At 59.2% G+C, this 13,229-nt stretch carries 13 protein-coding genes; 5 read left to right on the top strand and 8 right to left on the bottom strand.

All coding sequences use genetic code 11. From position 1 onward, the window contains the following. Window positions 1–252 precede the first annotated feature (252 nt). Both L4923_RS00835 and L4923_RS00830 read left to right on the top strand, forming a co-directional pair. A complete protein-coding gene (locus tag L4923_RS00835; protein ID WP_239361258.1) occupies window positions 253–1,785 on the top strand; it encodes an acyl-CoA carboxylase subunit beta in 1,533 nt (510 codons plus the stop codon). An 8-nt stretch (window positions 1,786–1,793) separates the two neighbouring features. Next, window positions 1,794–2,861: a M48 family metallopeptidase gene (locus L4923_RS00830; RefSeq protein WP_239361256.1), complete on the top strand. Its 1,068-nt coding sequence runs from the start codon at window positions 1,794–1,796 to the stop codon at window positions 2,859–2,861. 19 nt (window positions 2,862–2,880) lie between these two features. Here L4923_RS00830 and L4923_RS00825 read toward each other — a convergent pair whose 3' ends face one another. The 3 genes from L4923_RS00825 to L4923_RS00815 all read right to left on the bottom strand — a co-directional run bounded on the left by L4923_RS00825 (window position 2,881) and on the right by L4923_RS00815 (window position 5,167). Continuing rightward, complete coding sequence (locus tag L4923_RS00825) at window positions 2,881–3,873, bottom strand: SGNH/GDSL hydrolase family protein (RefSeq protein WP_239361252.1); 993 nt, start codon at window positions 3,871–3,873, stop codon at window positions 2,881–2,883. Window positions 3,874–3,877: 4 nt separating this feature from the next. Beyond that, complete coding sequence (locus L4923_RS00820; protein WP_239361250.1) at window positions 3,878–4,888, bottom strand: hypothetical protein; 1,011 nt, start codon at window positions 4,886–4,888, stop codon at window positions 3,878–3,880. A gap of 102 nt (window positions 4,889–4,990) precedes the next feature. Continuing rightward, on the bottom strand, window positions 4,991–5,167 hold the full coding sequence (locus tag L4923_RS00815; RefSeq protein ID WP_239361239.1) for a hypothetical protein: 177 nt from the start codon (window positions 5,165–5,167) through the stop codon (window positions 4,991–4,993). 309 nt (window positions 5,168–5,476) lie between these two features. On the opposite strand from L4923_RS00815, the gene L4923_RS00810 reads away from it, so the two are divergent. Continuing rightward, window positions 5,477–5,875 carry a hypothetical protein gene (locus tag L4923_RS00810; protein ID WP_239361236.1) on the top strand — a complete coding sequence of 133 codons (399 nt, stop codon included), beginning with the start codon at window positions 5,477–5,479 and terminating at the stop codon, window positions 5,873–5,875. Window positions 5,876–5,944: 69 nt separating this feature from the next. Here the strand turns inward: L4923_RS00810 and L4923_RS00805 are convergent, their stop codons facing one another. From L4923_RS00805 to L4923_RS00795, 3 genes are all read right to left on the bottom strand, one after another. Further along, entirely contained in the window at window positions 5,945–7,516 is a 1,572-nt protein-coding gene (locus L4923_RS00805) for a GMC family oxidoreductase (protein ID WP_239361234.1), read from the bottom strand. A gap of 40 nt (window positions 7,517–7,556) precedes the next feature. Beyond that, entirely contained in the window at window positions 7,557–8,087 is a 531-nt protein-coding gene (locus tag L4923_RS00800) for a gluconate 2-dehydrogenase subunit 3 family protein (protein WP_239361232.1), read from the bottom strand. An 82-nt stretch (window positions 8,088–8,169) separates the two neighbouring features. Further along, window positions 8,170–8,565 (bottom strand): VOC family protein, encoded by a 396-nt coding sequence (locus L4923_RS00795; RefSeq protein ID WP_239361230.1) that lies wholly within the window; start codon window positions 8,563–8,565, stop codon window positions 8,170–8,172. A gap of 238 nt (window positions 8,566–8,803) precedes the next feature. On the opposite strand from L4923_RS00795, the gene L4923_RS00790 reads away from it, so the two are divergent. Further along, window positions 8,804–9,109, top strand: coding sequence for a ribbon-helix-helix domain-containing protein (locus L4923_RS00790; RefSeq protein ID WP_239361216.1), 306 nt, complete (start codon window positions 8,804–8,806; stop codon window positions 9,107–9,109). 48 nt (window positions 9,110–9,157) lie between these two features. Here the strand turns inward: L4923_RS00790 and cckA are convergent, their stop codons facing one another. After that, window positions 9,158–11,782, bottom strand: a complete 2,625-nt coding sequence (cckA, locus tag L4923_RS00785; protein WP_239361213.1) for a cell cycle histidine kinase CckA — start codon at window positions 11,780–11,782, stop codon at window positions 9,158–9,160. 233 nt (window positions 11,783–12,015) lie between these two features. Between cckA and L4923_RS00780 the strand changes: the two genes are divergently transcribed. Continuing rightward, window positions 12,016–12,750, top strand: coding sequence for a flagellar biosynthetic protein FliO (locus L4923_RS00780; protein WP_239361202.1), 735 nt, complete (start codon window positions 12,016–12,018; stop codon window positions 12,748–12,750). Window positions 12,751–12,806: 56 nt separating this feature from the next. On the opposite strand, the gene dksA is transcribed toward L4923_RS00780, so the two are convergent. Beyond that, on the bottom strand, window positions 12,807–13,223 hold the full coding sequence (gene dksA / locus L4923_RS00775; RefSeq protein ID WP_239361185.1) for an RNA polymerase-binding protein DksA: 417 nt from the start codon (window positions 13,221–13,223) through the stop codon (window positions 12,807–12,809). Window positions 13,224–13,229: the final 6 nt, after the last annotated feature.

The raw sequence follows: 13,229 nt of genomic DNA, 5'->3' as shown, positions 1-13,229 counted from the left end.
ACAGACGCAACCAGTCTCAATCAAGGAGAAAGCCGAAGTAGGGAACCGGCCCGAGCGCCTATGAGGCGGCATATGGAGGAGTTCGCCGGAAAATGCAAGGGCTATATGCTGCACTGCAGCAAAGTGCAGGCGAAACATTTCCCCAATCGAGCGCGTGAAATGCCGGTTTGCATCGTGAAACCAAAGCCCTGCTTGCGCTCCCCGCGCGGCGCCGATACCAAAGCGGACTAAATATCTGAGGGAGGCCGCCCAATGAAGGAAGTGCTGAAGGAACTCGAGCGTCGGCGCGAAATCGCCCGTTCGGGCGGCGGACAGGCCCGCATCGATGCCCAGCACGCCAAGGGGAAGCTGACTGCCCGGGAGCGCATCGAAATCTTCCTGGACGAGGGTTCGTTCGAGGAATTCGACATGTATGTCGAGCACCGCTCCACCGACTTCGGCATGGAAAACTCGAAGATCGCCGGCGATGGCGTCGTCACCGGCTGGGGCACGGTCAATGGCCGCCCCGTTTATCTCTTCGCCAAGGATTTCACGGTGTTCGGTGGCTCGCTTTCGGAGGCGCATGCCGAGAAAGTTATGAAAGTACAGGACATGGCGCTGCGCAACCGCGCGCCGATCATCGGCCTTTATGACGCTGGCGGGGCGCGCATCCAGGAAGGCGTCGCTGCACTGGGCGGCTATGCCGAAATCTTCCAGCGCAACGTGCTGGCTTCCGGCGTCATCCCGCAGATTTCGTTGATCATGGGCCCGTGCGCAGGCGGCGACGTCTACTCGCCTGCTATGACCGACTTCATCTTCATGGTGCGCGATACCTCCTACATGTTCGTGACCGGACCTGATGTCGTGAAGACGGTGACCAACGAGACGGTGACGGCCGAGCAACTGGGCGGCGCCTCGGTTCACACCACCAAATCATCGATCGCCGACGGCGCCTATGACAATGACGTCGAGGCGCTGCTGCAGATGCGGCGGCTGGTCGATCTGTTGCCGGCCTCCAACACTGCCGAAATCCCGGAAGTCGAATGCTACCAGTCCGTCACCGAGCACGATCTGTCACTTGACCGATTGATCCCGGACAATGCCAACAAGCCATACGACATCAAGGAACTGATCCTGAAGACAGTGGACGAAGCCGATTTCTTCGAGATCCAGGCTTCGTTCGCTAGGAATATCGTCACCGGCCTTGGCCGCGTCGAGGGGCGCACGGTGGGATTTGTCGCCAATCAGCCGATGGTCTTGGCCGGCGTGCTGGACAGTGACGCCTCCCGCAAGGCAGCGCGCTTCGTGCGCTTCTGCGATTGCTTCAACATCCCGCTGGTCACCTTTGTCGACGTACCCGGTTTCCTGCCGGGCACGGCGCAGGAATATGGCGGGCTGATCAAGCATGGCGCCAAGCTGTTGTTTGCCTATGCCGAGGCAACGGTGCCGAAGGTGACAGTCATCACCCGCAAGGCCTTTGGCGGGGCCTATGACGTGATGGCGTCAAAGCATCTGCGCGGCGACATGAACTATGCCTGGCCGACGGCACAAATTGCGGTGATGGGCGCCAAGGGCGCGGTCGAGATCATCTACCGCAAGGACATCGGTGATGCCGAGAGGATCGCCGCGCATACCAAACGCTATGAGGATCGCTTCCTGTCGCCCTTCGTGGCGGCCGAGCGTGGCTATGTCGACGAGGTGATCATGCCGCACTCGACACGCCGTCGTGTAGCGCGGGCTCTCAGGATGCTGCGCAACAAGGATCTGCAGAATCCCTGGAAGAAACACGACAACATTCCGTTGTAAGCGGGCCCATGCGCTCCTTTGTGTTCATCGCTAGGCGTATCGGCAGATTCGCCATTCTTTTCCTCGTGGTGCTTCTGCTCTGCCCGTTGCTGATATGGCTTCTTTTTCTGGACAGCCATCCAATTGTTCTTATTCTCGGGGGTATTGTTGCCATCCCCTCGGCGATACTTGCCGCAGTTCTGATTATAGGGATGCTTTTTGCAGGATTTCGCCGGACTAAGTTAGAAGGCATTAGCCGAGAGGCGGCCCCGGAATTGTGGGCACTTTGGGAGGTCGTTGCAGGCGAAAACCGAGCTAAACGCACTACAATCGTTCTGGACGACAGGCTGAACGCAGCCGTCGCAGAAGAACAGCCTTTCTTGGGTCTGTTCGGGCATCGCGTTTTCCTGTTTGTGGGCATCCCACTGATGATGGTTACCGATTCACGGGCACTTTCAGCGGTGTTCGCGCACGAGAACGCGCACGTCAGAAACAGGGATACGAACGGTGGACTTAAGCTCGCTGAATTGGAGAAGAGCTTCAACTTGATTTTCGACTATGCCCCTCCCGGGCAAAGCGTCTCTGGAAGTCTCCTTTATGCCGCCCTCAGCCCATTGTCGCGGGCACTCCAGAGTGAAGAATTGCGACTCTCGCGTTTGGCAGAACTTCAGGCCGACAGGCACGCCGCCGTGGCAGGAGACGCGCACGAGGCTGCGAGAGCGCTGGTCTTGGTTGCCGCCGCCGACGCTTGCTTTGAAGAAAAGGTCTATGAGCCACTGCAACGCGAACTTCTTGGAGCAATGACACCGCCTCGCCCGCCGCTTGCGCGACTGGCTCTCGAAGCAAGAAATCTTGAGAAAGGTTCGTTGCTACAGCCATACGCACAGAAGGCCTGGGACAAACCCGACAACCCGGAATCGGACCATCCCTCGTTGTCGATACGGCTGGCTGCGCTCGGTTACAATGTTGTTCCCACTGTGGAACCGGTCTCGGCGTCGGCTCTGTTCACGCTGTTGGGCGATGAACTTGCAGCCGAATGCATCCGACATTTCGACCATCAATGGGTTTCAGCGATCGAAGATCGTCTCGAACGCTGAACAAAAGCCACACGCCATATCACGCCATCGGCGTATTGGCATGGATAGCATCGGAAAGCACCTTCGCGATCTTCTTTGCGCCGGATGCCTTGGGGTGGATTTCATCGCGATACCAGTCACGCTCGGTCATGGCCGGCCTGAGGTCGTTATAGACAACATGCGCCGTGCTCTGCGCGAAGGACTGCAAGGCGACGTTGAACAAATCGACCATTTTGGCAACGATCGCGCGACACAGCGGTGCATGGTCGTCCGAATCGAAGCCGAGCGCTTTCAGCGGGCCGCCTAGATAGTGTCCCCCCTTTCTTGGGATGGCATCGGCATAGCCATGAACGTAAAGCACTACGCGACCGCTCGCGGCGTCACGCGTATCGTCAGCCAGCGTGCGGTAGAAGCCCATCATCTGGCTGATCTTCTGGGAAAAAGTCGACTTGATGTAGTCGGTCGCGTGGGCAGGGTCGGTGTCGCCCGACTTGCGGGGTTTGACATAGGCCGGAATGGAACCCAGCACATCATTACCGCCACCCGAGAACAGGAAGTGTCCGAACAGCCCGGAGCGCAGCGGCTGCCGGTACTGCTTGGCCTTGACCATCGCCTCCAATTCATCCCCCCACAGCGCGATGTTGCTCACGTCGAAATCACTTCCGAGAACATCGATTGCGGTCTTGGGATAGATGAAATCCGGCAGATTGAACCAGGAATCCCCTTCAGCCAACAGCTTGGTGCGCGCCGCCCTGAGATGGGTCGTCGTAAGCCGCCGCGGCTTCTTTGGCAGTGGCGTTTGTGCTCGTGTCGCCTCGGCATAGAGCGCGGAAATCGCCTCGGGGCTTAATCTGGCGCGGCCGACATCGACCAGTTCTTCGTTGAACTTCAGCGCAGGCGAAAAAGGCTTGCTGCGCTCTTCATCGACGAGAAAATAATCCGTGAGTTCCTGCTCGGTGAGCGAAGCCTCCTTGCAGCGCTTGCGCAGTTCGGCAAGGGAGATCGGCGGGCTTTGAGGTTTTTTCGCAACCATAAGTTCAATCCGCCCAAGCAGCGATGATCTTTGCGGTGTCCTGGTTCATCAGGTAGCCGTACAGATCGTGCGGATTGGCGACCAATTGCCCTCCGGAAGCATCCCGATAATGCCAGCAATTATAGATCTTCCTGTCGGTGATCGAGCGGCAGTAACCTTTCGCGCGCATGGCTGAAAAGCTCGAGCGCATGTTTGGCACATGCGCGATAAAATCGTCCTCGGCATGGACATTGATCCAGTCGAGGAATTGGTTGCGTGGATATTTCTCTTCTTCCAGAGCAACGGCATCGAGCAGGTTACGGCGGATGCCGATCTCCCCGAGCGGACAGCCTAATGTAAGCCAGAGCTTGACCGGGTTCGCCTCCTCGCCGCGCCGCTCTTCATATTCGGAACGGAACGAGTATTTCCAGAACACATCATAGGCGACCATGCAGCCCATACTGTGGGTGACGAGGCAAATATCATCACCATCAGCCAGTGATTGTTTCAGCACGTCCTGCAGACGTGCACGGATCTCGGAACCGACACGCTGCGAGGTGAGATAGACGGCAAGATCCCATTTGATCGAAACCTCAAACAAAGAGTTGAGCAACCCGAAAGTGAACAGTTCGCCGAACATGCTTGCAGCATGCACGGCCTCATCCCAGAAACGCCAATCCTCTGCGATGGCGAGCACGTGGCGATAAGCGACCTTGTTGAAGCTGCGCAGCTTATCGGTCAGTTCGAAGGCCTCATCCAGCGCGGCAATTGGGAAACATGGTTTGAAATCGTAGATCGGATCGTTCTGAGCAGTCAGCAGTGCGGCAGTTTTGGCATGGTAGGATGCTTCGATGCCGTTGTTCACGTCGCCGTAATACACGCTCGTGAGCTTGATCCCGCCGCCTTCCAGCCTGTCGGCCACATCGGCCCTGCCTGCTCGCTGCAATCCCCGGACGATAGCGCGTTTGCCGAGCGTGGCCAGAGCAGTGCCGGCCGGCTTGATATCCCTGCCGTGAACGAGGATAAGATGTTTCACTCCGCAAGCCCCCCGTTGGATGGGCCACGTTAGCATAGCACCATGCGACTGCCGCAGATCTTCAGGCGTACACCGAACGGTGTAGATGCGGTTACGAGAGCCTCAGGCTGCCCTTACCAGATCATTGTATTCGTCGAGATCGACATAGAAGACGCGGGTGATCTCGGTAATGATCTCGTCCTCATCATAACCCTGCGATCTCAAGATGTTGATGGCAGTCAAGATATCGACGCGCTCCACGAGGCGCCGCTTTTGGTAGTCTTCGAAAAACGTCTCCACCGGCCCGTCCCTTGCCCGATGCCCAGTAACGCCGAGATCATGGAAGAAACGCTATAGTCGATCGCTTGCGCGGACCTTGTCCTCGCTAACGTCGTCTTCCTCGATCTGCCCCCAAACCAAGTTTGACGCGGAAATATGGCCGACTCACCAAGGCCAACCGAAGGGTAACATGGGTGAGCCGGGGTGGAGCAATATTAGTTGTCCAAAATATAGGATTTCGGTTGCGGAGTTTGCGCAAGAGGCAACGTTCGGCAATGTTGCTGTCGAAAAAGTCGTGCAAGCATGTACCGACCGCACTGGGATCGACCGATGACGCGTTGCCTGATCTTCCTGCTTTCCCTGATGGCCGTAGGCTTCACGACTGGTAACGCGCGCGCGGCTATTGCCGACGGCGCGCTGCCTGACGGAAGCTATCGCTGCGAGGTCTACATGCTCGGCGCTTTCATCTACCTCGGTGACATCAACATCAAGGGACGCGTCTACAGCGGCCCGACCTATGGGCCGGTGATGCAGGGCTACAATTACGAGATGGACAACAATGGCGAGGTCAGCTGGCTGGGGCCTGTGGGTGGCTTTACCAGTGGCGGCAACGGTATCTCGGTAACCCAGGTCACCGCTGATGGCCCCACCGATGCGTCCTTCGACATCGTCATGCGCCAGCCGGACGGCGCCTTCTCCGCGGCGACCTGCACGATCCGCAAGCCTTAGCATCACGGTGCATTGCCAAAAGAGACGCGGAACACCTAAGGTGTTCCGCGTGAGCAGGCTCGGGAGTGGTCAGATCGTCTTTGCCGCCATTTGCTTGGCGATGTAGTCCGCCTGGCGGATCGCCAGCGTAACGATGGTCAAGGTTGGGTTTTCTGCACCGCCGGTTGTGAACTGGCTGCCGTCCGACACGAACAGATTCTTGATGTCGTGTGTCTGGCCATGCTTGTTGACGACGCCGTGCTCCGGGTTCTCACTCATTCGGTTGGTGCCGAGATTGTGTGTGGAGGGATAAGGCGGTGTCGGGAAGACGCGCGTCGCACCGACAGCGTCATAGATCGCCGCACCTTGCCTGTAAGCGTGGTCCCGCATGGCGGTGTCATTGGGATGGTCATCGAAATGGACGTTCGCCACCGGCATGCCATGCGGATCTTTCTCCGAGGCATGCAACGTCACGCGGTTTTCGGCGCGCGGCATATCCTCGCCGACGATCCAGAGGCCTGCCATGTGATCGTAGTGATCGAGCGCCGTCGTGAAGGAACGTCCCCAGCCACCCGGATTCAGGAAGGCGGCCATGAATGGCAATCCGAGAGCCAGCGTCTCCAACTCGTAGCCTCCGACGAAACCACGCGAAGGATCGTTGCGGGCCTCATCACGCACGATACCGGCCATGGTGGTGCCGCGATACATGTGCACCGGCTTGTCGAAGATAGCGTAGACCGAGCCGGTGGTGTGGCGCATGTAGTTGCGCCCAACCTGCCCCGAGGAATTCGCGAGCCCATGCGGGTACTTTGACGATTCCGAATTGAGCAACAGGCGCGGGCTTTCGATCGAATTGCCGGCCACCGCGACGATGCGCGCCTTCTGTTCCTGCAGCTTGCCGTCCTTGTCAGCATACACGACGCCGGTCACCTTGCCGGTAGCGTCGTGGTTGATCTTGATCACCATCGAATTCGGGCGCACTTCCAGATGCCCGGTCGCTTCGCCCTTGGGAATTTCGGTATAGAGCGTCGACCACTTGGCGCCCCATTTGCATCCCTGAAAACAGAATCCTGTCTGCTGGCAGGAATTGCGATCATCGCGCGGTTGCGAATTGATGGCCATCCGGCCGGTATGGCACTCCTTGTAACCGAACTTGTCAGCCCCCGCTTTCAACACCTTGAAATTGTTGTTGCCTGGCAGGCCTGGGATGTCGTTGGTGCGCGTCACTCCCATTTTGTCTTCTGCCTTGGCGTAGTAGGGCTCGAGATCAGCCAGGGTGATGGGCCAGTCGAGCAGATTGGCGCCCTCGATCTTGCCGTAGGTGGTGAGCGTCTTGAATTCATGTTCCTGCAGGCGCAGTGAAGCACCTGCCCAATGGGTGGTGGTGCCGCCTACCGCCTTGACGATCCAAGCCGGCAGATTGGGGAAGTCTTTAGCTACGCGCCAGTCACCTGATGTCGTGCGCATGTCCTTCCACGCGAGCTGGGCGAAGCTGTCCCATTCATCATTGATGAAGTCGTCATATTCATAGCGGCCGCCAGCCTCGAGGATGACGACGTCGATACCTTTCTGGGCCAGTTCGTTGCCGAGCGTGCCGCCGCCGGCGCCCGAGCCGATGATGACGACCACGTCATCGTTCTTCAGATCGAATGGTGCTGCCATGATTTCCTCCCACGAATTCTTGCTGGGCGCGAGGCGTGGCTCAAAGCCACTCAATGTCGTCGAAGCCGCGGCTGACGTAGCCACCCTTCGAGTAGGATTCGCCCTCGTAGCCGAACACCGGCCAGATCTCTTTCTGGTTGTAGAGGCCGACGACCAGCCCGCCGCGCACCGCCTGGAAGAACGGTGTCGTCTCGATGGCCTTGAGCACTGCGACTCGTTCTTCCTCCCAGCCGAGACCGCGATAGCCACCGGTACCCGCCCGCTTGTCGAGATCGGCGATGCCGGCCTCGATCAGTTCCTTGTGCTTGGCGTCCTTGCCGGCCTGCTCATCATGGCTTTTCACCGCGACCGCATAGAATTTGTCGGCCAGCTGATCGTGCGGATAGATATCGCGCGCCATCTGGATGAGCGTTGCCATGGTTTCCGGTTTCAACGCCGCCGTTTCCAGACCCCAGGCATTTTCGGGGCTGATGACGGCGTTGCCGGCAATGACCAGCAAGGCGCCTATGCTGCCGCGTTTCAGAAGTTCGCGGCGCGACAGGCCTGGCCTGCCTTCGTGGATCGTGACCATTTTTTCCTCCCGTGCTTGCTGTTGCGCCCTTCCGGCGCCGTGGCTGGCGCCGCATCCCTCCCCGGATGCGGCGGTGTGGGCCCTATTTGAAACGCCCGTGACGCTGCAGAACCTCGATTTTGTAACCGTCGGGGTCCTCGACAAAAAAGAAGCGAGCCAGAAGCGCGCCGTCACGGTTGAATTCGACGATTTTCTTTGGATTGAGGCCGAGTGCGCCGAAGCGATCATGTTCGGCATCGAGATCGGCAACGGAGACGGCGAAATGGCCGTAACCGTCACCAAGCGCGTAGGGCTCTGCCCTGCCCTTGTTGACGGTCAGCTCCACCTCGAAATCGCTTTCCGGATTGGAGAGATAGATGAGCGTGAACGTTTCGAAGTCCAGCCGCTCTGCGACATCTAGCCCAAACGCTTGCTTGTAGAAGTTGACGGATCGGGTCTCGTCCAGAACCCGGATCATAGTGTGGATTGCCTTGGCCAAGAAAAACTCCGTTCGCGTCGTCTGTTGTCCGGAATTATGCGCTCGGCGAAAAGAGTTTGGTGGCAGCCCATTACCACGCGCAAATACGTGCTCTCGCTTATGGTTTTGAACGATTCTGCTGTTGCCTCGCGGACGAAAGTCCGATTGCCGGCTTGGCGTTTTCGGCCGAAGATGTTCCAAAGCCTAGCAGTGCGGCGCGCCCTGACAGGCAACAAGAAAAACAGACGGGAGGTTCATGATGTGCAGGGTGTTTGCCGGGCAAGACCCGGAAGGATACCGCCAGATCAACCGGTCGATCCGCATGGCCGGCCATTCGACCAGCATTCAACTAGAGGCGACATTCTGGGAACTGCTGGACGAGATCGCAGAAACCCAGGGGCTGACCACGCCAAAATTCATCTCGAAGCTCTATGATGAAGCTCTTGAGATCAATGGCGAAATTCCGAACTTCGCATCTATGCTGCGCACCACCTGCGCGCTTTATCTGCGCGGACATCGCCCCTGCGTCGAGGAAGTGGAAGCCTTGCGGCGTCAGGCGGCCTGATCTTCGGGAAACGCCGCCAGCCCGGTTCCGGGTCAAGCGACGATTCCCCTACGACTTGCCTTCCAGCACGTCCTTCACGACGGTGGCTAGCTGTTTCAATGAGAATGGCTTTGGCAGGAAGCCGAATTGGGCATCTGCAGGCAGGTTCTTTGCGAAGGCATCTTCCGCGTAGCCAGAGACGAATACGAATTTGATGGCCGGCGCTCGCTTGCGCAGTTCTCCAAGCAGCGTCGGCCCATCCATCTCAGGCATGACGACATCGGATACGACGATGTCCACCTTGCCTTCGAGTTCTTCGAACATCTCAAGGGCTTCGACGCCCGAGGTTGCCTCGTGCACGGTATAGCCGCGTGATTTGAGTGCACGCACGCCGCCCATCCGGACCGCGTCCTCGTCTTCTACCAACAGAACGACGGCAGAACCGGACAGATCCTTGGCATCGCTCGCCTTTCCCGCATCGCCATTCTTTGCCGACTCGGTTGCGGCAGCGTTGCTGGCTGTCTTGTCGCCATCGTGCTTTGCTTCCAGCGGTTGCTTGACGGCTTCGGCAATATGACGAGGCAGAAAGATGCGGAACGTCGTGCCCTTGCCGACCTCGGAATCGCAGAAAATGAACCCACCCGTCTGCTTGATGATGCCGTACACCATCGACAGGCCGAGACCTGTGCCTTTGCCGACTTCCTTGGTGGTGAAGAACGGCTCGAAGATCTTCTTCAACACATCAGGAGCGATGCCCGAACCGGTATCCTCGACCTCGACGACGACATAGTCGGCGGCCGGCAATTCGCGGTAGGAGAAGGCTGCGCATTCATCCGCCGTGACGTTCTTGGTGCGCACCGTGAGATCGCCGCCCGACGGCATTGCATCGCGCGCATTGACCGCGAGGTTGACGACGACCTGTTCGAACTGGCCGATGTCGACCTTGACCGGCCAGAGATCCCGCCCGTGGTCGACCTTGAGTTTGACGTTGTTGCCGACGAGGCGCGCAAGCAGCATCCGCAAGTCGGCCAGAACGTCTGTGAGGTTGAGCACCTCGGGTCGGAGCGTCTGCTTGCGTGAGAACGCCAGAAGCTGCCGCACCAGCGAGGCGGCACGGTTGGCATTCTGCTTGATGTTCATGATGTCCGGGAAGGATGGGTCGGATGGCCGGTGGTTCGCCAGCAGTAAGTCGGATGCCATGATGATGGCGGTGAGAACGTTGTTGAAGTCATGGGCGATACCGCCTGCAAGCTGCCCCACGGCTTGCATCTTCTGGCTCTGCGCCATCTGGCCTTCCAGCGCCTTCTGCTCCGTGGTTTCCACCGCGTAGACGATGGCAGCCTCTTCAGCGCCGTCACCATCGGTGCCGTCTGCGACCGCATTGACGTAGAAACGGACGTGCCGCTCCTCATTATCAGGCAACACGGTATCGATTGGTGCGATCTCGGCCTGGCGCTGATGCGCCTTTTCGAGAGCTGCGGCAAAAGCGGGCCGGTCCCGTTCATGGATGACGGTATCCAGCCGCACCTTGCGATCGAGCGCGTCGCGGTCGACGGCAGGAGAAAACAGCGACAGGAATGGCGCATTGGTGCGCAGGATGCGGCCATCGTGATCGACGCCCGCGATTGCCATCGGCGTGGAGTTGAAGAAGCGCGTGAAGCGGATTTCCGAGGCGCGCAGTTCGGCCGAGGCATCCTCGCCTTGCGTGCGGTTGAGCACGATTGTGCGGCTCGGCCCGTTCAGCCCCTCACGGCTTGCTGAAACACGGTGCATGAAGCGCACAGGCAGCGCCTTGCCGGCCATGGTGGTGAGGTCGAGGTCGATCACCGCATTGCGGGTGGTGCCGGGATCAGCCCGCACCGAGCGGATCAGCGCCATGCCGTCACCGGCCACGATGTCCGGCAGTGTCACAGCGCCCGGCGTAAATGACGCAAGGTCGATACCAAGCCACTCGGCCAGCGTCGCATTGATATAGGTGACGCGACCATCTTGATCGGCGGCGAAGAAACCGGCGGGCGCATGGTCGAGATGGTCGATCGCCTGCTGCAGGTCGAGAAAAAAACGCTCCTGCTCGGCTCGCTCGGCCGAGATGTCGGCGAGTTGCCAGGCGGATAGAGGCTGGCGCAAGCCCGGCACCGAAAAGGTACGCGCGCGGGCGCGGTACCAGCGCGCGCCGGGCTCCGCACCCGGTCGGATTGGTTGCGCGAGCCGGAATTCGCCATCACCCGCTTGCCCATCGCGCAGCCCGGCGGACAGTCGATAGACGGTGCCGGTCGCCTCGGGCACATCGGAAAGCAACCCTTCCACGGTCTTGATGTCAGCCGCAGAGGTAGCACCGGTCATGTCGGCATAGGCGCGGTTCGCATAGACGACCCGGTCCTTGGCATCGGTGACCAGCAGGCCTTGCGACATGGAATCGACAAAGGCCTTCGACAGTTCGTCGCTGGTCGAACGCGGCGCGATCTGGACAAAACCAATAGCGGTGGCAAACAGGAAGCCCACGCCGATCATCGCCAGGACACCGAGCATACCAAGCAGGAACGGGTCGCCAAAGCGTTCGCGGAAAATGCCGAAGACGACGGCAGCGCCGGCCAGAACCAGCATGAAGACGATGAGACGTGTAACCGCGCCCGGCCGCGTTCCCTGGTCGACGATCGGCACCGGATAGAATTCGCCGCTCGTTTCCTTGGCCATTTTCCCCCTGCTCACCAATTCCAGCCACCGGCGCCCGACTCGCCCGGTTGAATCATATTCTCCCTGCCCGGAAAAGACCTTGCTGGCAAATGTGCGCCAAAATCGACGTTGTTGCGAGGCTTCTCGGGAAAACGTTACGCCGCACGCTGTTCACAAAGCGCGAACGCGCCTTGCGGCAACGGGATACCACCTTTAGTGTCGCGCACGCTGAGCTGGATATTTTGGGGACGTCGATGCTGAGTTGGCTGGAAAGCATGGCAGGGCCAAATTACGCCCCTGCCATCCTGTGGACCCTCGCAGCACTTGTTCTGCTTGTCATCCTGCTGGTTATCGTCAAATTGGTCCGCAGCCTGACCTTTGGCACCTATGTTGCGGGCGGCAAAAATCGCAAGACGCGCCTGGCGGTGATGGATGCAACTGCGGTCGACAGCCATCGTCGCCTCGTCCTGGTGCGCCGCGACGACATCGAACATCTTATCCTCATCGGCGGGCCAACGGATGTGGTGGTCGAGCGCGATATCCGCATGGTGCCGTCACGTCGCCCCGTGCTTACGGGAGAGGGCCAGCAATCGCAGCCCGTGGCGCGCTCTTCCGCCGAACAGCGCCAACCGCAGCCGACACCCGCGCCGGTACGCACGGAACCGGCACGTCGCTCCGAACCGCCGCGCCAGCAGATCGCCACCTCCTCGCAGCGCGAACCGACGCTGCCCCTATCGCCACCTCCAAAACCTCAGCAAACGCAGCCGGCACTCCGATCGGATCCTGTACGGGCCGAACCCGTATTTCCTCCGGCTTCAAAGCCTGCCGTCGCCGAGGACCCGCTTGACGATGCTCTTATGCACGAACTGGAAGTTTCTTTGGAAGAGGAGGAGGTCACTCCAGCGAAGCCTAACGCAAAGGCACAACCACCGTCCCTGGACGATGAAATGGCGAAATTGCTCGGCGAGCTTTCAAGCCACAAAAGGTAGCCAAAAGAAAAGGCCGGCAAAGCCGGCCATCTCCGAAGACAAAATGCGAAAACCAATCAGTCGTCGCGATAGACCTTTTCGCGGCGCTCGTGGCGTTCCTGCGCTTCGATCGACAAGGTGGCGATCGGACGGGCATCGAGGCGCTTCAGCGAGATCGGCTCACCCGTCTCTTCGCAATAGCCATAAGTTCCCTCATCGATACGCTGCAGAGCGGAATCAATTTTGGAGATCAGCTTGCGTTGACGATCGCGGGCCCTCAGTTCGATCGCCCGGTCGGTTTCTGACGATGCACGATCGGCAAGGTCAGGGTGGTTGGCGTTTTCCTGCTGCAGGATTTCGAGAGTTTCCCGCGCCTCACGCAGAATATCATTCTTCCAGGTAATTAGTTTCTGCCGAAAGTATGATTTTTGCCGTTCGTTCATGAACGGCTCGTCTTCGGAGGGTACGTAATCGGAAGCTACTATTTCGCTCATTCGACT

The sequence above is a fragment of the Terribium retamae genome (assembly GCF_022347545.1).
Lineage (GTDB): Bacteria > Pseudomonadota > Alphaproteobacteria > Rhizobiales > Rhizobiaceae > Mesorhizobium > Mesorhizobium retamae.
The sequence above is the reverse complement of the archived record's forward strand: the minus strand, read 5'-3'. Positions and strand labels throughout refer to the sequence as shown.

What these genes read in the sequence shown, in the direction of transcription:
- L4923_RS00830 (WP_239361256.1), top strand. Translation starts at nt 1,794, where the DNA reads ATGCGCTCCTTTGTGTTCATCGCTAGGCGTATCGGCAGATTCGCCATT.
- L4923_RS00805 (WP_239361234.1), bottom strand. Translation starts at nt 7,516, where the DNA reads ATGGCAGCACCATTCGATCTGAAGAACGATGACGTGGTCGTCATCATC.
- L4923_RS00835 (WP_239361258.1), top strand. Translation starts at nt 253, where the DNA reads ATGAAGGAAGTGCTGAAGGAACTCGAGCGTCGGCGCGAAATCGCCCGT.
- cckA (WP_239361213.1), bottom strand. Translation starts at nt 11,782, where the DNA reads ATGGCCAAGGAAACGAGCGGCGAATTCTATCCGGTGCCGATCGTCGAC.
- dksA (WP_239361185.1), bottom strand. Translation starts at nt 13,223, where the DNA reads ATGAGCGAAATAGTAGCTTCCGATTACGTACCCTCCGAAGACGAGCCG.
- L4923_RS00825 (WP_239361252.1), bottom strand. Translation starts at nt 3,873, where the DNA reads ATGGTTGCGAAAAAACCTCAAAGCCCGCCGATCTCCCTTGCCGAACTG.
- L4923_RS00780 (WP_239361202.1), top strand. Translation starts at nt 12,016, where the DNA reads ATGCTGAGTTGGCTGGAAAGCATGGCAGGGCCAAATTACGCCCCTGCC.
- L4923_RS00800 (WP_239361232.1), bottom strand. Translation starts at nt 8,087, where the DNA reads ATGGTCACGATCCACGAAGGCAGGCCAGGCCTGTCGCGCCGCGAACTT.
- L4923_RS00790 (WP_239361216.1), top strand. Translation starts at nt 8,804, where the DNA reads ATGTGCAGGGTGTTTGCCGGGCAAGACCCGGAAGGATACCGCCAGATC.
- L4923_RS00810 (WP_239361236.1), top strand. Translation starts at nt 5,477, where the DNA reads ATGACGCGTTGCCTGATCTTCCTGCTTTCCCTGATGGCCGTAGGCTTC.